The sequence below is a fragment of the Blautia sp. An46 genome, assembly GCF_002161645.1.
GTDB lineage: Bacteria > Bacillota > Clostridia > Lachnospirales > Lachnospiraceae > Blautia > Blautia ornithocaccae.
The window spans coordinates 109,300-127,883 of record NZ_NFIF01000011.1 but is presented as its reverse complement, the minus strand read 5'-3'; the positions used below and the strand labels follow the sequence as shown (position 1 = coordinate 127,883).

Sequence of the window (18,584 nt, the reverse complement as noted above, 5' to 3'; positions counted from 1 at the left end):
GGTCCCTGTCTTGCGACAGCCATATTAGATTATCACATCTTTTCTGGCTTGTCAAGAACTTTTTTCATTTTCTTGAAAATTTCTTTTTTCAAGATTTTCAGAAGTTCCTGAGAGCACCGCTCTCGCTGACAGCTATGTTAGAATACCACAGCATTTTCCATTTGTCAACAACTTTCAATAACTTTTTTTATTTTTTTCTTTTTCAAGACATATCCCCCTGATCACAGGCTAAAATCCTACTGGCAAAGAAGCAGAAAACCATCATCAACTTGATAAAAAAGTCAGGGCGCACATCTTTATGATATGCATCCCTGACTTCCTTTTATAATAGTCCTGATAAAAGTTCAGCAAGCAGATTGTGTTCATATAAATAACTGGTCATAGAGTTTTCTTTTATCATAGTCACACCGCTCTGAGCCCATGAAGTATCCCAGAACAGAGACAATACCAGAAAAACAATCCATACTACAAAGATTCCCTGAGCAGCTCCCAGCACAGCCCCTCCTGCTCGGTTCAGCAGATTCAGGACGGGAAGGGAAAAGATTCCATTCAGGATTCCGCCAACTATATGAAGGACAATGCTTATTATCAGAAAGGTCAGAAGCATCCCGATTATGCTGACGATAATTGTAGCTATACTATGAGAACTATATTCTGAGAAAGTTTCTACCAGGAAATGCTGATATCCCTGCGCGTTATTATTCTCTATAAGAATTTCCTTTACATTTTCCGGAAGAAGAAGTCCCTGAATATACTGATTCTGCTCTCCTGTGTCTGCTTCTTCACTGAGTTTTTCTTCTGTAGTCCTGGAAATACTCTCCTGGCAGTTTTCCTGGATCACATCATAGACCGGCGTCTTCTCCCGAACATACTCTGTGATCTGAGGATTCAGAGCAAAGCTCAGGATCAGTGTCAGGATAACTGAAAGAAATGAAAACCCTGTACGGACCATTCCTCTCTGTACTCCACTGAAAATATAAGCAACAGGAATTGCCAGTATTACAATAGCCAACCAATTCATATATCTTCACCTGTCTTTCGTGTCTGTCTTCTGCTACCATGCCAAACGGATCATATGGACTCCTTCATCAGAGATCAGCAGATAACGGTTCCTGGACATCTGGAACAGATTTTTCACAGTTCCTTCTAAAAAGTCTCCCCGGAACTTCAGTCTTCCGTTGAAGTTATACATTTCTACCTGTGTACCGCTGCTAAGAATAATCTTCTCTCCGCTGATGGAAATGCTTTGATAATCCATATCAAATCCCTGTGAACACTTTTCTCTGCCCGAAGAATCATATAAAGTCATAAAGTATGAGTTTCCCTGCTCTTCTCCATCGGTGACAATTCCAAAATACTCTTCATTATAAAAAAGGCTGATCAGCTGGGTATCTATTTCTATACTTTCTCTTTCCTCTGGGGTATCTCCTCCCTGGAAAACAGAAAATCCGTCATCTCTGAAAGCCACACAGGTACCGTCACTGAAATATACCAAATCTGGAACCAATGTATCTTCATATGTAAATTCTGCAACTACATTATCTACCTTTCCCTGGCCTGCCTGTCCAAAGTTATAAAAAACCACCTGGGTTGAAATTTCTCCAGATTCCACCAAAAGATAGCTGACTCCGATAATCGTACCATCTGGTGAAACCGCCAGATCCAGGGGATATCCATTATTTTCCATTCGTGTCTGGTTTTCTACTATGAGGCTGCCATCAGATGCATAATAGTTTATCCAGGTTCTTTCTCCATCCTCCAGGATAGCGGCTACGGAACCGCTCTCCGTCACCTCTGCCTTCACAATAGGAAAATCCGTTGTTACCGGCCCAACAGGACCATCTGCTTCAATTATATACATGGAGGTACCCCGTCTGTCATAGATAGCCGCCATATCGCCTCTGATACTGGAGACCGGATCGCTCATATCATACGACTGGTCCCATAGGGTATCTCCTGATTGGGACAAAAGAGAAACACTTTCATTTCCGTATTTCAGCAGGTTGTCGCCAAATTCTATATACTCCGAAGACTGTGTATCCTCATTTTCCATTGTGGAAAGCACATCATAATTCTCATCTACATGATTAAAAACGATAAAAATCCCTGCTATAACAGCAATGAGCACCGCTGTCAGAATTACCACCGATTTTTTCGGACGTCTCGCCTTCAGGAAATGCCAAAAATCCAAAAGCTTATTCTCTTCCGAATCTTCCCTTCTAAAATTCATAATATTTTTTATATTCATACATTTCTTCCCTAGTGTATTATCTATACTTTTCCGTAATCTTACTGAATTTCCATGGTGTCGATTCAGGGTTAGTATAACACAAAACTTTACGGGAGTAAAATTTTTTGTCCCGGATAGATAAGGTCATTTACTGACAGATTATTTAATTCGCAGATTTCCCTGACCTTTTCTGTGCTTCCATAAGTTTTTATGCTGATTTTTGTTATGGTGTCTCCCTGCTGAATGGTATAGGAAGGGTGGATCTCAACTGATGCCTGAGAAGAGCCCTCCTCCCCGGTCTCTGTCTCCTGTATCTGGTCGGTTTCTTCCTGTGTCTGGTCAGTCTCCTCTTCTTGGGATATGGTATCATCTTCTGCAGTATTCTGTTCCGATTCTCCACTGGCGCTGTTTTCTTTATCAATTTCTTCATTTTCCCTGGTGACATTTCCGTTTACCGGTGTTGTCTCTTCCTGGACAGTCCCCTGATTTTCCTGGTCAATATCCGCAAGAACCTCTCTGGCACTTTGAAGTTTCTGGTAGTCGTTCAAATACAGCACTCCCACTGCCAGCACAGCTACTGCTGTGCAGATTCCCGCAGCTTTCATTACTGGGAATCCTGTCTTGGACTTTTCCTGCTGAATATTTTTTTCTACTTTCTTTCGAAAGCTGTGTACTGCAGAATCATCTACCTCCTCGCTTTTTTTCTCCATCTTCTGATTCTGAGCAATAAGAAAGTTATGCATGGGTTCATTTTTTTCATAGTAAACATAAAATCCGCTCTGCCTGGACATCCGTCCTTCTTCATAACGGTAAAATGCCTCCTCTTTTTCCAGAGGCTCCATGACAAACAGAATCTTATCACTGCCTCCAAAATGGTCCAGGTGGGTCTGACAGATAACCTGATGAAGCTCCATAGAGCATCCTGGAATAGACAGGAACCAGCCTACCACTTCCTGGTCCGGAAAATACTCTTTGTTCTTTTCGTATACATGATTCCAGATTTCCTGTGTAAACTCCAGATGTTCTTCACTGACTTCCATATCAGGAAGGGCCACTGCACTTTTAACAAACAGGTAGGAAACTCCCTCTTTCCAGTTGGCCTGTCCCAGCAATATGGCTCCTATTCCTCTGGATAAATTCTCAGATGAGATTCTACAAAGATAAGTATACGCATAATCTTCTATATAGATTTTCTGTGTTCCTCCCACTTCTCCTATCTGGCGTATGTTATTGGGAATACGGAAAAAGCTTTCGTTCCCCTCAGACTTTTGTTTTTCCTTTTCATAGACAATTTCTATCATGTAATATTCACCCCTTTTTGATGAAAAGGATAGCACATTCTTTCTGCGAAATTTATCAGATTCAGCAGGGAAACTAATTTTTTTAACGACAAAATTTACAGGGATAAGGAAATGAAAAACGGACAGAATAAAAGCATGAAATTGGTTTCAGAAAGGTTAGATTCCTATGTCCATAAAAAAAGATTCTATGTATTACATTGAAAATAATGGGGCCGGCATCAAACTTGGCGCTATTCTCTTTGATTTTCTTTCTTCTTATGAGGAGAACTTCCGGGAACTGGTTTTTGTCTGTATCGGCAGCGACAGGATCACTGGTGACAGCTTAGGTCCTCTGGTGGGTCACAGTCTGTCCCGGCAGGGACTGTCCTCTGCATATGTGTATGGGACTTTATCCAATCCAGTCCATGCCCTGAATCTCAGGGAGACCATTGAAGAAATTAATCTGCGCCACCCGGACAGCCTGGTGATCGCTGTTGACGCCTCTTTGGGAACCAGAAAACACACAGGATGCCTCACTATTTCCAGAGGTGCCCTGGAGCCGGGGCTGGGCGTCAAGAAAAAGCTGCCTCCCGTAGGAGATATCTCCATAACCGGCATAGTAAATTCCGCCGGAAATTTTGACCATTTTAATCTTCAGACCACAAAGCTGTCTACAGTAGTCCGCATGGCAGACGCCATTGTCTTTGGAATCCTCCTGGCCTACCGCCGTTACTTCTATGGAACTGCCAGGATCAGCGTCCAGACATAAAAAAGCCGCTCCACTAAACAGGACGGGAATTTTTCCTTCTCTGTTTAATGAAGCGGCTCCTTTTCTGCTATTTTTTCTATTTTCTTTTATACAAAAGCTTTAACCTTTTCATAGATGCCTTCTGCATCGATTCCGTATTTTGCCAGAAGCTGTACAGCCGGGCCGGATTCGCCGAACACATCGTTGATACCAATGCGCAGCATCTTTGTAGGTGCTTTCTCAGCGAGAACTTCTGCAACTGCACCGCCCAGGCCGCCGATAACAGAATGTTCCTCTACTGTAACAACTTTGCCTGTCTCCTGTGCAGCTTTCACTACCAGTTCCTCATCAAGAGGTTTGATGGTATGGATATTGATAACCTTTGCATCTACGCCGTCAGCAGCCAGTTTTTCTGCTGCAACCAGTGCCTCGTTTACACATAATCCTGTAGCGAAGATTGTAACGTCTTTGCCTTCTCTCAGGACAATTCCTTTTCCAATCTCAAACTTGTAATCCGGTTTGTCGTTGATCACCGGTACTGCAAGTCTTCCGAAGCGAAGATATACTGGTCCCTGATGGTTATATGCAGCTTCCACTGCAGCCTTTGCTTCTACATCATCAGACGGATTCAGGATTACCATTCCTGGGATTGTGCGCATTAAAGCAATGTCTTCATTACACTGATGAGTAGCTCCATCCTCACCTACAGAAATTCCTGCGTGAGTAGCTCCGATCTTCACATTTAAATGAGGATAGCCGATAGAGTTACGAACCTGCTCATAAGCACGTCCTGCTGCAAACATAGCAAAGGTACTTGCAAAAGGAACTTTTCCTGTTGTAGAAAGTCCTGCTGCAATTCCCATCATATTAGATTCTGCGATACCACAGTCAATATGGCGTTCTGGAAAAGCTTTCTTAAAGGTACCAGTTTTTGTAGCACCTGCCAGGTCTGCATCCAGAACTACCAGATTCTCATATTTCTTGCCCAGCTCTACCAGGGCGTTTCCATAGCTCTCTCTTGTAGCGATTTTCTTTACTTCTGACATAATGCTTCACCTGCCTTTTCCAAATCTGCCATTGCTGTTTCATACTGCTCGTCGTTAGGAGCTTTTCCATGCCAATCTACTTCGTTTTCCATGAAGGATACGCCTTTTCCTTTTACAGTCTTCATGACAATGGCTGTAGGCATTCCCTTTACGGTCTTAGCTTCATCAAAAGCTGCTTTCAGCTGGTCAAAATCATTGCCATCGGCAACATTGATCACATGGAAGTTAAATGCTTCGAATTTTTTATCAATAGGATATGGGGAGCATACGTCCTCAATTTTACCATCAATCTGCAGCCCGTTATTATCTACGATCACAACCAGGTTGTCCAGTTTTCTGTGGCCTGCAAACATAGCAGCCTCCCAAACCTGGCCTTCTTCGATTTCTCCATCTCCCAGGAGAGTATACACTCTGTAAGAATCACCGTCCAGCTTAGCGCCTAAAGCCATTCCTACTGCCGCAGAGATTCCCTGTCCTAAAGAACCGCTGGACATATCCACTCCGGGAATGTGTTTCATATCCGGATGTCCCTGAAGATAGGAACCCAGATGACGGAGAGTCTTCAAATCCTCTACAGGAAAATAGCCTCTGTATGCAAGAGTAGAATATAAACCAGGAGCTGTATGGCCTTTGGAAAGAACGAACCGGTCTCTATCTGCTTTTTTCGGATCCTTGGGATCAATATTCATCTCTTCAAAATATAAGTAAGTAAATAAGTCTGCCGCGGATAAAGACCCGCCGGGATGTCCCGCTTTTGCAGAATGTACAGCTGTGACGATGCCCTTGCGGATTTCGTTAGCTGTCTTCTGAAGTTCTAACTTGTTCATTTATTTTCCTCCTGAAATTTGATTATTCCCCAAATACTGCGATATAATCCTTTTTAAATTTCTCAATACCTGCGTCTGTCAATGGGTGATGTGTCATCTGCTCCAGTACTTTGTAAGGAACTGTGGCAATATCCGCTCCTGCAAGAGCACACTGTGTTACGTGAACCGGATGGCGAACGCTGGCAGCAATGATTTCTGTAGAAATATCTGCTACTGCGAAGATGTCTGCGATAGTCTCAATAAGTTCTACACCGTCTGTAGAAATATCATCCAGTCTTCCTAAAAACGGAGATACATAGGTTGCTCCTGCTCTGGCAGCCAGCAGCGCCTGATTTGCTGTAAAAATCAATGTTACGTTTGTCTTGATTCCTTCTGAAGCCAGTACCTTCACAGCCTTTAATCCCTCTGTAGTCATTGGGATTTTTACTACCATATTCGGATGGATAGCTGCAATCTCACGGCCCTCTTTGATCATGCCTTCTGCGTCTGTGGTAGTAGCCTTTACCTCGCCGCTGATAGGTCCGTCTACAATAGATGTGATCTCTTTAATAACTTCATTGAAGTCACGGCCTTCTTTTGCAATCAGTGATGGATTTGTTGTAACACCGCAGATAATTCCCATATCATTTGCTTTTCTGATGTCCTCAACCTTGGCTGTGTCAATAAAAAACTTCATAATTCTTTACCTCCGTTTACGCTCTTGGCGATTTATTTGTTCTTGAATATAGTTTACGCCTTAAACTAATTCTCTGCAAGAGGTGTTTCTGTTATTAATATGTAAAATTATTAATATAGTTCTGTTTTATTAATACATTTCTCAGTTTCAAAGGAGGGCCTCCTATTGTTTCCAAGGTTTTTCTACCCATCTGCATATATTTATTATTAATATTTTTTTCTATTTCATTTAATTTATTTATTTTTCTGCCTGGCATATCCGGTTGTTTTCCGGACGATCAACTTAGGCTGATACTCAATATGATAGATGCTGGTAGGCTGGTTTTCTGAATATGCATTCCGGGCAGACTCTATTTTCCGCATGATGATGTCGCAGGCATCTCTTCCCTTCAGAGGCACAAAATGCTCGATGGTTGTCAGAGACATGTGAGACATTCTGGAAAAAATAATATTGTCACAGCCGATGACAGATACATCTCCCGGCACTTTCAGCTTTTCTTCCTGAAGAGCGTCAATGATCCCAAAAGCAATCATGTCATTAAGACCTGCAATAGCCGTTATATCTCTGCGCTCAGAAAGCAGTTCCCTGGTGAGGTTATAGCCGATACGGTACTCTGAATCTATGCTGGGCAGGACTTCATCCCAGATATCATCTGCCGCCTTAATGATCACAGAATCCGTAAGTCCTTCCTTCTCATACTCTTTCACAAAGCCTTCTACTCGTCTGGATCGCTGCTGCTGTCTCTTGGTAAGGGGCGGCGCAATAAAGGCTACCTTTCTGTGTCCCAGATTGAGCAGATGTCTTGCCATGAGACTTCCTACCTTGGTATTGTCCTGGTTTATGGCGTCTACCTTTACTCTCTCCCGGTTGCTGATGATCACAAGGGGAATCTTTTCTGCAAGTTCCTCTACCTGGTCCATAAAGGCATAGCTGGGATTACAGGTATAGATGATTCCTGCCGGAGCCACGCCGGGCATCATCCGCAGGTACTGTTCCTCTATTTTCAGTTCCCTCTGGGTGTTGCAGGTAAAGACCCCATATCCCTTCTCCTTTGCCACTGTCTCAATTCCCTGGAGCAGCATTACATAGTAAGGATTTGTCAAAGTAGGGCAGAAGACAACGATCAGCCGGCTGTTTTTGCTGTTTTTTGTTCCCCGCCTTTTAGGCAGTACATAGCCCAGCTCTCTGGCCGCCTGTTCTACCTTTTCCACAGTTTCCCGTGAAAAGGATACATTATACTTTTTGTTCAGCACCATAGACACTGTAGCCTGGGATACTCCCGCCGCTTTGGCAATGTCTGTGGAAGTTACCTTTTTTCTCATTTTGGCCTTCTCACCCTTTCTACAGTTCCACTCTTCCCTCCAGGGCTCTGAGAAGTGTTACCTCATCAATATATTCCAAATCTCCTCCTACCGGCACCCCGCTGGCAATCCTGGTCACCTTAATACCTGCAGGCTTCAGAAGCTTACTGATATACATAGCTGTAGTCTCTCCCTCCAGGCTGGAATTGGTAGCAATGATCACCTCTTCCACATCCTGCTGGGAAATCCGCTCCATCAGTTCCTTTAGTTTAATGTCATCTGGACCAATGCCAAGCATGGGGGATATAGCCCCGTGGAGCACATGGTACACCCCATCAAACTTTCCTGTTTTTTCATAGGCCGCCAGGTCCCTGGTATTCTCCACCACCATGATCACCTTTTTATCTCTCTTGGGATTGCTGCAGATGGGGCAGATTTCCTGGTCTGTAAGGGTATAGCAGCACTTACAGTACTGTACATTTTCCTTTGCATCTATAATGGACCTGGCCAGGCTTTCCACCTGGTCTTTGGGCATATTTAAAACGTGGAAGGCCAGGCGCTGTGCAGATTTTGCACCAATGCCCGGCAATCTGGAAAATTCTTCTATTAACTTATTAATATGACTGCTGTAATACTCCAACTTATTCTCTCCTTTACTTTCGTACAAATCCGGGAATTCCGGCAGTGTTGTACAAATTTAGAAAGGAAATCCGCCGCCCAGGCCTCCTGTCAGCTTAGACATAACTGCCGCAGACTCTTCCTCTACTTTACGGAGAGCTTCATTAGTTGCCGCCATGATCAGGTCTTCCAGCATCTCGATATCGTCTGGATCTACCACTTCTTCTGCCAGCTTCACCTTTGTCACTTCTTTTTTACCGGAAATCGTAACTTCTACGGCTCCGCCGCCTGCTGCAGCAGTAAATTCCTTTTCCTCAAGGGCCTTCTGATTTTCTTCCATCTGCCGCTGCATCTTCTGGGCCTGCTTCATTAAATTATTCATGTTTCCCGGCATCATGCCTCCAGGAAATCCTCCTCTTTTTGCCATTCTGTTATTTCCTCCTAATCTTCATCATCTTCTATATTTTCCACAGTGACATCCATATGGATATTCTGCCGGAGCATCTCATCTACAGAGATATCTGCCAGATTTCCTCCTCCGGCTCCCGGCTCGTCTTTTTTCAGGACCATCTTCACTTCCAGATCTTTCCCGATCTTTTTCTGTATGGCCTGTTTCAGTACCTGCAGATTTTCCGGATTGTCAATACATGTCTGAGCCAGAAAATTCCGGAATTCCACATACAAAACCGGCGCCCCGGTATTTCCGTCATATTTGGGAGTGGATTCCAGGAGCATCTGCTGAAAAAGCCCTTTCGTCTCTCTGATAATAGAGTTCCAGTTTTTCTTTACATACTGCAGATCCTCCGGCGCTGCCTTAGCCGGCTTCTTTTCCGGGGGAATCTCTTCTCCTTTGAGCCCCTGACTAAGGTTTCCTGCCTCCTCATATCTTCTGTCTCTGCCTTCCCCTCCCCGGTTCTGCACTGAGGCAAAAAGTCCGGGGTCGCTGAGTTTTTCTTCCAGTACCCGGACCCTGTCGAAGAGAGAGTCCAGATTAGTCTCCATCACCGGCTGGCACAGCTTTATCAGAGCAATCTCCACCAGTACCCTTTTCTGGGAAGCATAGCGAAGTTCATTAGACAACTGGGAAAATACCCGGATATACCGCATAAGGGTCTCCGTATCCACCATCTGGACTTCTTCTTTCATCCGTTCCAGATTTTCCCTGTATACATCTACTGCCTCTTCAGGATTATCTGAGGCAGAAATAAGAAGCAGATTCCTGAGATACCAGATAAAATCCGTAACAAACTGTCCCAGCTCCCGTCCTTTTATGATCAGGTCCTCCAGTATTCCTATAACCTGAGAAGTATGCTGGGCCAGAATTTCCCTCAGCAGTCTGCTGAACACCTCTGTATCCACAGCTCCCAGATTCTCCAGGACCTTTTCATAAGTCAGCTTCTCCCCCAGGTAAAAAGCGATGCACTGGTCCAAAAGAGACAGGGCATCACGCATGGAGCCGTCAGCTGCCTTGGCGATATAGCGGATTGCCTTTTCCTCTACATCGTTTCCTTCCTTCTCCATCAGCTCCATAAGCCGGTCTGCTATGGTTTCTACAGTAATACGCTTAAAGTCATATCTCTGACACCTGGAAAGAATGGTGATGGGAATCTTGTGGGCCTCTGTAGTAGCCAAAATGAAGATTACATAAGAAGGAGGTTCCTCCAGTGTTTTCAGCAGGGCATTAAAAGCTCCTGTTGATAACATATGAACCTCGTCTATGATGTATACTTTATAGCGTCCCTGGGCAGGGCGGTAAGCCACTTCTTCCCGGATTTCTCTGATATTATCCACACCGTTGTTAGAAGCAGCGTCGATTTCTATCACATTCATAGAAGTGCCTGCATTGATTGCCCGGCAGGCAGGGCATTCATTGCAGGGACTTCCGTCTACGGGATGTTCACAGTTCACCGCTCTGGCCAGTATCTTTGCGATAGTGGTCTTTCCGGTTCCCCGTGTCCCGCAGAAAAGATAAGCATGACCGATTCTGTCAGCTTTGATCTGGTTCTTCAATGTTGTCACAATGTGTTCCTGTCCCTTAACATCTTCAAAGTTCTGAGGACGGAACTTTCGGTAAAGAGCAGTATAGCTCATGTAAATTCTCCTTTTTGCTGCCTGTGATTATGTAAAAGCTTAGTCACCAAAGCTGATGCCGATACGCTTTGCATCCTGTACAAGCTGCTCATCTGGAGAAACCATCTTTAACTTTCCGGCGCATTCTTCCAGAGGCACTTTCTTTACCTTGCCGTTGACAATTCCCACCATATATCCATACTGGTCATTAAGGATCAGCTTGGCTGCCTCAGAGCCCAGTCTGGTAGAAAGAACTCTGTCGTATGGGCAGGGGCTTCCGCCTCTCTGAGTATGTCCTGGAATGGTAATACGGATATCCAGATTTAATTTCTTCTGAAGCTCATCTTCCAGTTTATAGGCTACAGAGGGATATTTCTTTTTGTCTTCTTCCTGTTTTTTCTTCAGCTCTTTTTTGGAAAGCTTTGCATCTTCTTTGGAAACTGCTCCCTCTGCCACCGCCAGGATGGTAAAGCCTTTTCCGGCTTTATTTCTCTTATTGATGGCCTCTACAACTTTGTCGATGTCATAAGGGATTTCCGGAATCAGGATAATATCGGCTCCTCCTGCGATACCTGCGTGAAGAGTTACCCATCCCACTTTATGTCCCATGATCTCCACAATGAACACACGGCTGTGGGATGCCGCCGTTGTGTGAATACAGTCGATAACATCTGTAGCAATGTTTACAGCACTCTGGAACCCGAAAGTCATATCTGTGCCCCAGATATCGTTGTCAATGGTCTTTGGCAGATGGATAATATTCAATCCTTCTTCTCTCAGCAGATTGGCTGTTTTCTGCGTTCCGTTTCCTCCCAGGATGACCAGACAGTCCAGACGCAGCTTATGATAAGTCTGTTTCATAGCCTCTACTTTGTCAAGGCCTCTCTCATCAGGAACCCGCATAAGCTTAAAAGGCTGGCGGGAAGTTCCCAGAATAGTGCCGCCCCTGGTAAGTATCCCTGAAAAGTCCTTAGATGACAGCATTCTGTAGTTGCCATAGATCAGGCCCTTATAGCCATCGTCAAAACCATAAACTTCCAGTTCTTCCAGATTGGTGCTGAGACCCTTTACAACGCCTCGCATGGTGGCATTTAATGCCTGGCAGTCACCGCCGCTTGTAAGCAAACCGATTCTTTTCATTTTTTCCACATCCCATCTTTATTAGTATCTGCACAGCGGATAAAACTATGCTTTATCCCCTCAGCTAAACCTATTATATTATATTTTCCCAGGGGGCTCAACAAAAAAATTTTGCTGAATGTTATGTTGACAAGCCATTTAAAAACCGCTATACTGTAAACACCGTGCAGCCGGGGAGATAGCGGTGCCCTGTACCTGCAATCCGCTACAGCAGGGGTGATGCCAAACCGAGGGATTTCTTTCTGTGGAGCTGCCCTCTATAAGTGGCGTTGACGTTTGGGTCTTACGCAACAGGAATCTGTGAACCGTGTCAGGGCAGGAATGCAGCAGCACTAAGCAGAACCTTCTGTGTGCCGTAAGGGTGCCTGGGCCGAGTTAACTGTAGAGGTAACGTCCATGGGAGAGTCTCGAAGGGCGGCGCACGGTAAAAAAAGACGAATAACCTGTTTTTTACTGCATAGTATAGTAAAAAACAGGTTTTTTATTTATGGAAAAATGGATACTGGAGATTATGAACAATTATGGATACCTGGGCATGGCCCTTTTAATTCTGGCAGAAAATCTTTTTCCTCCTATCCCTTCAGAAGTCATTCTTACTTTCGGAGGATTTATGACTACATATACCAAAATGGCCATACCTGGAGCCGTTCTCTCTGCCACTGCCGGAAGTGCAGGCGGGGCAATTATCCTCTACCAGGCAGGCCGTCTTTTATCTCCCGAAAGGCTGGATGCCTTTCTTTCCGGCCAGGCCGGAAGAATACTGCATCTAAAAAAATCTGACCTTCAAAAAGCCGCAGACTGGTTTGACAGCAAAGGGAATTATACTGTATTCCTCTGCCGCTTTATCCCTATTGTCCGCAGTCTGATCTCTGTTCCGGCTGGAATGGCGGGCATGGCTTTTGGAAGGTTTCTCTGGATGACTTTACTGGGCAGCTTTCTCTGGAATGTAGTTCTGATCTGTGCAGGAGCCGCCGCCGGCTCTTCCTGGCAGAAAGCAGTAGAATATTTCGGCAGTTATACCCAGGCCGCCAAAATTGTCCTGGGCGTATCCTGTCTCATCCTGCTTCTTCTCCTCATCAGAAAATACATATCCTCCCACTCATCCAAATCATAAAAGCTCTTTAAGTTTCCTAATATACTCCGGAGTGGTTCCGCAGCATCCTCCTACAATATCTGCCCCTGCTTCCACCAGTTTTTTCATGTGAAGGGAAAAATCCCCTGCATTCATAGAATATACCGGGCAGCCCTGAGCGTCGATTATCGGCATTCCTGCGTTTGGTTTTATGATCAAAGGAATATCTATGGCCTTTCTCAGGTTCTCTGCCACTGCCAGAAGCTGATCCGGCCCTGTGGAACAGTTGATTCCCACAGCATCTGCACCCATATCTGCCAGCGCTCTGGCTGCATCATATATATTTCCCCCAAAAAACAGACTGCCGTCTGACTCTACTGTAAGGGTGCACATTACCGGCAGGTCGCACAGGGATGCTGCCGCGTCCAGCACAGCCATGGGTTCTGTCTCTCCCAGCATGGTCTCTGCTACCAGCAGGTCTGCGCCTGCTGCCAGCTGGGCTTCTATCTGCTCTTTATAAGCCTCCAGCAATTCTTCATAGGAAACTTCCTGCTGCCCTGTTGTGGTAAGGTCTCCTGCTACCAGACAATCTGTCCCCACTGCTTTCCTGGAAATTTCTATCAGTCTGGTATTCAGCTCTTTCACTTTATCCTGGAGTCCATGATTTGTCAGGCTGATCCTGTTGGCAGAAAATGTAGGCGCATAGACAATCTGGGAGCCAGCCTCTTTATAAGCCCTCTGCAGCTCTGAAAGAGGCTCTGGATTCTCGCATATCCACTGTTCTGTACACACACCTCTGGGCATACCGGCTCTCATCAGATTGGAGCCTGTAGCTCCGTCCAGCAACACAGTTCCCTTATTTACCAGTTCCTGAAATTCCTGTTTTGTCATTTCTATTCCTCTCTTTCCTTCTGCTTTTTTCTCTTCTCTCTCAGTTCCCGGAAAAAGCCGGAAAGCATTCCACCGCACTCTTCCTCAAGAACCCCTCTGGTCACCTGGACTTTATGATTAAACCCTTCCATTTCAAGCAGGTTCAGCACAGAGCCTGCGCAGCCTGCTTTTGGATTCATAGCAGCAATGACTACCCGGTCTATCCTTGCCTGGACAATGGCACCTGCGCACATCTGACAAGGCTCCAGAGTTACATACAAAGTACAGCCTTCCAGCCTCCAGTCCCCCAGCTTTCTGCTGGCCTTTCGGATAGCATTTAGTTCTGCATGAGAAAGAGTATTTTTGTCCGTGTTTCTGCGGTTATATCCTCTGGCAATGATCTTATCTTCATAGACAATCACGCAGCCTATAGGAACCTCTCCAAGAGCATAGGCCTTCATAGCCTGTTTTTTTGCCTCTTTCATATACTTTTCATCTGCTGTCAGTGCCACTTGTCTCTGCCTCCTGCTCTTATTATTTTATTCCCGCGGACAATGAGCCAGGCGGACATGCAGGCATGTCCATTTGGCGGCTGCCGCGAGGGTCTTTGACTCATTGTAAAGGATTCCCATGGGCAAGTCAACTGCCTCAGCACTGCAAAGCAGTAAAATAACCCAGCGACGAAAACTTTTCCACAAAATGAAAAAGTCCCCGGGGAACGAATCCCTGAGGACAGTTTTCTGACGGAGATGGTGGGAGTCGAACCCACGCGCCCCTGGGGACCTATCGCATTTCGAGTGCGACCTCTTACGACCACTTGAGTACATCTCCAGAAAATTTATGTTTCAGACGAAACTTATTATATCTCCCCCATGGGTCCAGGTCAAGAAATTTTTAAGGCAAAAAGCCCAGGCGCCGAACCAGTACCTGGGCAGTATCTGTCCGCGTCTGAGCCTTTTTGGCACAGTTCATCTGTCACTATTTTCCTGAAATTCAGAGCTGGGGAGTATCAATGACTCTGTACCAATACCCAAACCGTTTTCCTCTTCCCGAAGCCTTCCCGCAGTCCTTAAAGTAGGGAAATCCAAACATATTGGCCATAAGCCCTTCCTGCCGTTCATAAATCCCCGGCACTCCCAATATGTATCTTCCATCCTCTTCTCTTTTCCCCAGAAGCAGGTGGCCGTAATTTTTCATTCCATATCTGAGGAAATTATTGTTCATCAGTCCCCTGTCCCGTCTCCCCAGAATCCGGAAATCTGCCGGAGTGATCTTCCTGCATTCGTTAATTTCATCGTCTCCAAAAGGAGTCCACCTGTTCCTGGCTGCTGCCGCTGACTGGCTCTCCATTTCCGGGCTGTCAGCAATCCTGATATTCTCCTCTGCTTCTTCCGTCTCCGGCGCCACAGGAGTTTCCGGCTTCTGTTCCTCTGCCATGGGAATACTGTCGGTTTCTTCAGCTTCTTCCTCATACATATTTTCCGTATACGGCTCTTCCTCCTCAGAAATTTTCTGTTCTTCCTGTTCCCGCTCTTCTGCAGTCTCCTGAGGTGCAGATTCTTCTGCCGGCAGCTCTTCTTCAGCTTCCGCCTCTTCTTCAGGGGCTGAAATTTCCTGCTCTTTTTTAAAAGGCAGTTCTATTATCTCAGGCCTTACCGGCTGTTCGTCCCAGCCGCTTGCATAGGTTTCTCCATTTTCTCCCAGGATCAGCAGTCCCCCTAAATCACTCAGACTGTAGCTGCTGTCTCCCATATGGTCCTCTCTCATCTCCAGCTCAAATTGTGCCTGATTTCCTGCCAGTTCTCCCTGACCCAGAAGGACTCCTCTGCAGATTTTTCCTTCTCTTACATAACCATAGGCTTTTGCCTTTACAGAATCCCTTCCCGGAATCCCTTCTAGTTTAAAGTTCATTCTGCAGATTCCATTCCTGGCTTCTACTTTGATAAATCCTTTTCCGTCTCCCTTCTTTCCCTGAAGATACTCATATACATATGCGATAAATCTCCTATATCCCGGCATAAACCCTTCCTTTAGACTCTTATCCCTAAAGTATATGAGTCCTCTCCGTCTTTAGAACCTTTCCTCTGCATTTCTCCTTCATCCAGACTAAGAACTCTGGTTGCCGTCCGTTGCCGGAATCTCACATCGTGTTCCACTGCCAGCAGGGTAGGCCTGTATTCTAAAAGCAGGTTTTCAATCTGAATCCTAGTGAATACGTCAATATAGTTCAGCGGCTCATCCCATACATACAAATGTGCAGGCGTAAGAAGGCTGGCTGCCAGAAGGACCTTTTTCTTCTGCCCTTCTGAAAATTCCTCCATATTCTTTCTAAACTGGTTCCTGTCCATATCCATCTGTCTGAGAATGGCGCAGAACAAGCTTTCATCCAGTTTTCTTTCCCTGCAGAACTCTCGGATACTGCCTTTGAGAAAAGAAGTGTCCTGACTGATATAAGACACGATAAGCCCTGATGCAGTCCTCAGTTCCCCTGTTTCTGCAGGGCCTTCTCCCTGTCTGAACTGAGGACTTTCTGTAGCTTTTTCCATGAGCTTTTTCAGCAGAGTAGATTTTCCCTGTCCGTTTCTTCCTGTAATAAATATCCTCTCTCCCTGGGTAATTTCAAAATTCAGCTCTTTGAAAAGCTCTTTACTGCTGTCGGTATACTTTAAGCCATATCCATCCGCCCATGCCAGTCTGTCCTTATGATATTTCAGAGGCATCATTTTAAGAGCCGTAATTTCCTCAATATCCTGAAGAAGTCCCTCCTGCTCCCGGATTTCCCTATCTATACGCTTTTCCATCTGTCTGACCCTGCTCTGCATCTTTTTGGTCTTTGCGCCAATATAGGCTCTGGTTGCAATAGAACGGTCATGTTCCTTTGTAGGATCAAAGCCGATTTTAGAGCTTTCACTCTTTTCCGCCCACTGTTTTGTCTGGCCTGCAGCCTCTCTAAGCTTTCCAATGGCCTTTCTGTGCTTTTCATTCTCTCTCATGGCAAACTCGTCTTTGCGCCGCTTATTCTCCTCCCAGGAGCTGAAATTGCCGTTTTGGATCTCTATGGTCTTTCGGTTCAGCACCAGTATATGATCGATACAGGCATCCAGCAGGTCCCGGTCATGAGATACCAGGATAAATCCTTTCTTTCCCTTCAGGTAACCTTTAACAGTCTCTCTGGATTCCTGGTCCAGATGATTGGTGGGCTCATCCAAAAGCAGAAAATCATTTTCTCCTGAAAAAAGCACTGCCAAAAGAAGTTTTGTCTGTTCTCCAAAACTGAGGGTATCAAACTTCCGATACAACAGGTCTCCCCCCAGTCCCAGCTTATCCATCTCGCAGAACACCCGCCACTGCTCACATCCCGGCTTTAATTCTTCCAGAAACTCTGCCGCTGTCTTTTCCCTGTTCTCTGCCTTCAGCACATAGGGAAAGTAATCAAAAGGCGTACTCCCAGTAATACTTCCCTTATAGGCGTATTCTCCTAACAGCAGTTTCAGAAAAGTAGTCTTCCCTTTTCCATTTCTTCCTGCAAAACCCAGTTTCCAATCCGTGTCAATGGAAAAAGAAACATTCTCAAAAATATTGTCAAAGCTTCCCTCATAACCGAAGGTCAGACCCCTTACATTTATCTGAGACATATCTATCCCTCCTCTTATCCGTTGCCAAAGGACTGTCTCTTTGAAGCCTACCTTGTCCGATTAAGGGCAGCAAAAAAGAGAGGCGATGAGAACATAGCCTGCTTTTGGCAACATAAAACCCGCCTTCCGGACCTCCGGAAGGAACTGTACTGCAAGTTTCACGTTTTCCAAAAACGAACTATCTGCTCATCTTTCCACCTCTCTCATTAATCATAGCCTCATTATAGTTAGAATTCCTGTGGCTGTCAAATCTTTTCCTGTAAATTTTATATCCTCAGCCCTTATATATTTCCGATTTTTTGCTTGACATCTGCAGCTCTATTCTATATAATAACATCTGTTGAACATCTCAGCGAAGCGTGGCTCAGTTTGGTAGAGCGCTGCGTTCGGGACGCAGAGGTCGCGTGTTCGAATCACGTCGCTTCGATTTTAGAATCCTACCGGGTAGTCTCGTCATGAGACTATCCGGTATTTTTTTGTCTAAAAATAAAATTTTTTTAATTTACGCGTCATAAATGGGCTGTTTATACCGTATATTAATTAGTAATATAATTTTCTATCAGTAGTTTAATATGGATTTACGGCTGGGTTAGCTATATAATAAATCCATAATACTTGGACAGGAGAATTCTTATGGAAAAAAAATTAAGCTCTTTTGAAAGACAGTTAATGTTGGATGAAATTATGTTTTACAGTATCTGCAGTGATCAGGACAGACAGAAAATTCTGGATCAGCAGCCTATGACCTTCGATGATTTCCGGAGGCTTTCTCTGCTTACTGATTACCTGGAACTGGAGCATCTCCATAAATTTATCTGGGATCTTCACGGATACAAATTTATGGACGAAATGGACAATCTCTATGACAAATGTAAAGACGGCAGCGAAGAACTGCCGGATATGCTCATAGAGACAGGACACTGGCTGGATGACTTCTGGAAGCAGGCTCCCAATACCACTGTGTCCTTCCTCTTACGGAAAGTTTTTTCCGACGGGCTGAAAAGTCCCCGTAAAAAAGCCAGCATAACCCTCTATCCTCTTCCGGATAAGGGAAAATCTATGTCGTAACGC

The 18,584-nt window shown here is 45.0% G+C and carries 18 protein-coding genes, 2 tRNA genes and 1 other RNA gene; 5 read left to right on the top strand and 16 right to left on the bottom strand.

Features of this window, described 5'->3' with window-relative positions:
• Positions 1–322 precede the first annotated feature (322 nt).
• From B5G00_RS10720 to B5G00_RS10710, 3 genes are all read right to left on the bottom strand, one after another.
• On the bottom strand, positions 323–1,021 hold the full coding sequence (locus tag B5G00_RS10720) for a CvpA family protein (RefSeq protein WP_087272690.1): 699 nt from the start codon (positions 1,019–1,021) through the stop codon (positions 323–325).
• 33 nt (positions 1,022–1,054) lie between these two features.
• Positions 1,055–2,248 (bottom strand): DUF5711 family protein, encoded by a 1,194-nt coding sequence (locus tag B5G00_RS10715; protein ID WP_087272687.1) that lies wholly within the window; start codon positions 2,246–2,248, stop codon positions 1,055–1,057.
• Positions 2,249–2,337: 89 nt separating this feature from the next.
• Positions 2,338–3,531: a LysM peptidoglycan-binding domain-containing protein gene (locus tag B5G00_RS10710; protein WP_087272684.1), complete on the bottom strand. Its 1,194-nt coding sequence runs from the start codon at positions 3,529–3,531 to the stop codon at positions 2,338–2,340.
• A gap of 166 nt (positions 3,532–3,697) precedes the next feature.
• Between B5G00_RS10710 and yyaC the strand changes: the two genes are divergently transcribed.
• On the top strand, positions 3,698–4,279 hold the full coding sequence (gene yyaC / locus B5G00_RS10705; protein ID WP_242971335.1) for a spore protease YyaC: 582 nt from the start codon (positions 3,698–3,700) through the stop codon (positions 4,277–4,279).
• An 86-nt stretch (positions 4,280–4,365) separates the two neighbouring features.
• Here yyaC and B5G00_RS10700 read toward each other — a convergent pair whose 3' ends face one another.
• The 8 genes from B5G00_RS10700 to B5G00_RS10665 form a co-directional block, all read right to left on the bottom strand.
• Positions 4,366–5,304 (bottom strand): transketolase family protein, encoded by a 939-nt coding sequence (locus B5G00_RS10700; RefSeq protein WP_087272681.1) that lies wholly within the window; start codon positions 5,302–5,304, stop codon positions 4,366–4,368.
• On the bottom strand, positions 5,292–6,131 hold the full coding sequence (locus tag B5G00_RS10695; RefSeq protein ID WP_087272678.1) for a transketolase: 840 nt from the start codon (positions 6,129–6,131) through the stop codon (positions 5,292–5,294). Before B5G00_RS10695 ends, B5G00_RS10700 begins: the two co-directional genes overlap by 13 nt.
• A gap of 22 nt (positions 6,132–6,153) precedes the next feature.
• Positions 6,154–6,807, bottom strand: a complete 654-nt coding sequence (fsa, locus tag B5G00_RS10690) for a fructose-6-phosphate aldolase (RefSeq protein ID WP_087272675.1) — start codon at positions 6,805–6,807, stop codon at positions 6,154–6,156.
• A 233-nt stretch (positions 6,808–7,040) separates the two neighbouring features.
• Positions 7,041–8,129, bottom strand: coding sequence for a LacI family DNA-binding transcriptional regulator (locus B5G00_RS10685; RefSeq protein ID WP_087272672.1), 1,089 nt, complete (start codon positions 8,127–8,129; stop codon positions 7,041–7,043).
• 19 nt (positions 8,130–8,148) lie between these two features.
• Positions 8,149–8,748: a recombination mediator RecR gene (recR, locus tag B5G00_RS10680; protein ID WP_087272668.1), complete on the bottom strand. Its 600-nt coding sequence runs from the start codon at positions 8,746–8,748 to the stop codon at positions 8,149–8,151.
• A gap of 57 nt (positions 8,749–8,805) precedes the next feature.
• Positions 8,806–9,153, bottom strand: a complete 348-nt coding sequence (locus tag B5G00_RS10675) for a YbaB/EbfC family nucleoid-associated protein (RefSeq protein ID WP_087272665.1) — start codon at positions 9,151–9,153, stop codon at positions 8,806–8,808.
• Positions 9,154–9,167: 14 nt separating this feature from the next.
• On the bottom strand, positions 9,168–10,817 hold the full coding sequence (gene dnaX, locus B5G00_RS10670) for a DNA polymerase III subunit gamma/tau (RefSeq protein WP_087272662.1): 1,650 nt from the start codon (positions 10,815–10,817) through the stop codon (positions 9,168–9,170).
• A 39-nt stretch (positions 10,818–10,856) separates the two neighbouring features.
• A complete protein-coding gene (locus B5G00_RS10665; protein ID WP_087272660.1) occupies positions 10,857–11,936 on the bottom strand; it encodes a 6-phosphofructokinase in 1,080 nt (359 codons plus the stop codon).
• 162 nt (positions 11,937–12,098) lie between these two features.
• Between B5G00_RS10665 and ffs the strand changes: the two genes are divergently transcribed.
• Positions 12,099–12,361: signal recognition particle sRNA large type (gene ffs, locus B5G00_RS10660), an RNA gene on the top strand.
• A gap of 62 nt (positions 12,362–12,423) precedes the next feature.
• Positions 12,424–13,050: a DedA family protein gene (locus tag B5G00_RS10655; RefSeq protein ID WP_087272657.1), complete on the top strand. Its 627-nt coding sequence runs from the start codon at positions 12,424–12,426 to the stop codon at positions 13,048–13,050.
• Here the strand turns inward: B5G00_RS10655 and B5G00_RS10650 are convergent.
• From B5G00_RS10650 to abc-f, 5 genes are all read right to left on the bottom strand, one after another.
• A complete protein-coding gene (locus B5G00_RS10650; RefSeq protein ID WP_087272654.1) occupies positions 13,045–13,899 on the bottom strand; it encodes a homocysteine S-methyltransferase family protein in 855 nt (284 codons plus the stop codon). The genes B5G00_RS10655 and B5G00_RS10650 overlap by 6 nt on opposite strands.
• A 2-nt stretch (positions 13,900–13,901) precedes the next feature.
• Complete coding sequence (gene tadA / locus B5G00_RS10645; RefSeq protein ID WP_087272715.1) at positions 13,902–14,384, bottom strand: tRNA adenosine(34) deaminase TadA; 483 nt, start codon at positions 14,382–14,384, stop codon at positions 13,902–13,904.
• Positions 14,385–14,622: 238 nt separating this feature from the next.
• A tRNA-Ser gene (locus B5G00_RS10640) sits at positions 14,623–14,709 on the bottom strand.
• 162 nt (positions 14,710–14,871) lie between these two features.
• Positions 14,872–15,897 carry a DUF6128 domain-containing protein gene (locus B5G00_RS10635; RefSeq protein ID WP_087272651.1) on the bottom strand — a complete coding sequence of 342 codons (1,026 nt, stop codon included), beginning with the start codon at positions 15,895–15,897 and terminating at the stop codon, positions 14,872–14,874.
• Between the two features lie 11 nt (positions 15,898–15,908).
• Positions 15,909–17,513 (bottom strand): ribosomal protection-like ABC-F family protein, encoded by a 1,605-nt coding sequence (abc-f, locus tag B5G00_RS10630; RefSeq protein ID WP_087272648.1) that lies wholly within the window; start codon positions 17,511–17,513, stop codon positions 15,909–15,911.
• A gap of 353 nt (positions 17,514–17,866) precedes the next feature.
• On the opposite strand from abc-f, the gene B5G00_RS10625 reads away from it, so the two are divergent.
• Both B5G00_RS10625 and B5G00_RS10620 read left to right on the top strand, forming a co-directional pair.
• A tRNA-Pro gene (locus B5G00_RS10625) sits at positions 17,867–17,940 on the top strand.
• A 206-nt stretch (positions 17,941–18,146) separates the two neighbouring features.
• Positions 18,147–18,581 (top strand): hypothetical protein, encoded by a 435-nt coding sequence (locus B5G00_RS10620; protein WP_191385965.1) that lies wholly within the window; start codon positions 18,147–18,149, stop codon positions 18,579–18,581.
• Positions 18,582–18,584 lie beyond the last annotated feature (3 nt).

What these genes read in the sequence shown, in the direction of transcription:
- dnaX (WP_087272662.1), bottom strand. Translation starts at nt 10,817, where the DNA reads ATGAGCTATACTGCTCTTTACCGAAAGTTCCGTCCTCAGAACTTTGAA.
- B5G00_RS10695 (WP_087272678.1), bottom strand. Translation starts at nt 6,131, where the DNA reads ATGAACAAGTTAGAACTTCAGAAGACAGCTAACGAAATCCGCAAGGGC.
- fsa (WP_087272675.1), bottom strand. Translation starts at nt 6,807, where the DNA reads ATGAAGTTTTTTATTGACACAGCCAAGGTTGAGGACATCAGAAAAGCA.
- B5G00_RS10665 (WP_087272660.1), bottom strand. Translation starts at nt 11,936, where the DNA reads ATGAAAAGAATCGGTTTGCTTACAAGCGGCGGTGACTGCCAGGCATTA.
- B5G00_RS10635 (WP_087272651.1), bottom strand. Translation starts at nt 15,897, where the DNA reads ATGCCGGGATATAGGAGATTTATCGCATATGTATATGAGTATCTTCAG.
- yyaC (WP_242971335.1), top strand. Translation starts at nt 3,698, where the DNA reads ATGTCCATAAAAAAAGATTCTATGTATTACATTGAAAATAATGGGGCC.
- B5G00_RS10620 (WP_191385965.1), top strand. Translation starts at nt 18,147, where the DNA reads ATGGAAAAAAAATTAAGCTCTTTTGAAAGACAGTTAATGTTGGATGAA.
- abc-f (WP_087272648.1), bottom strand. Translation starts at nt 17,513, where the DNA reads ATGTCTCAGATAAATGTAAGGGGTCTGACCTTCGGTTATGAGGGAAGC.
- B5G00_RS10685 (WP_087272672.1), bottom strand. Translation starts at nt 8,129, where the DNA reads ATGAGAAAAAAGGTAACTTCCACAGACATTGCCAAAGCGGCGGGAGTA.
- B5G00_RS10720 (WP_087272690.1), bottom strand. Translation starts at nt 1,021, where the DNA reads ATGAATTGGTTGGCTATTGTAATACTGGCAATTCCTGTTGCTTATATT.
- B5G00_RS10650 (WP_087272654.1), bottom strand. Translation starts at nt 13,899, where the DNA reads ATGACAAAACAGGAATTTCAGGAACTGGTAAATAAGGGAACTGTGTTG.
- B5G00_RS10700 (WP_087272681.1), bottom strand. Translation starts at nt 5,304, where the DNA reads ATGTCAGAAGTAAAGAAAATCGCTACAAGAGAGAGCTATGGAAACGCC.
- B5G00_RS10675 (WP_087272665.1), bottom strand. Translation starts at nt 9,153, where the DNA reads ATGGCAAAAAGAGGAGGATTTCCTGGAGGCATGATGCCGGGAAACATG.
- B5G00_RS10710 (WP_087272684.1), bottom strand. Translation starts at nt 3,531, where the DNA reads ATGATAGAAATTGTCTATGAAAAGGAAAAACAAAAGTCTGAGGGGAAC.
- B5G00_RS10715 (WP_087272687.1), bottom strand. Translation starts at nt 2,248, where the DNA reads ATGAATATAAAAAATATTATGAATTTTAGAAGGGAAGATTCGGAAGAG.
- B5G00_RS10655 (WP_087272657.1), top strand. Translation starts at nt 12,424, where the DNA reads ATGGAAAAATGGATACTGGAGATTATGAACAATTATGGATACCTGGGC.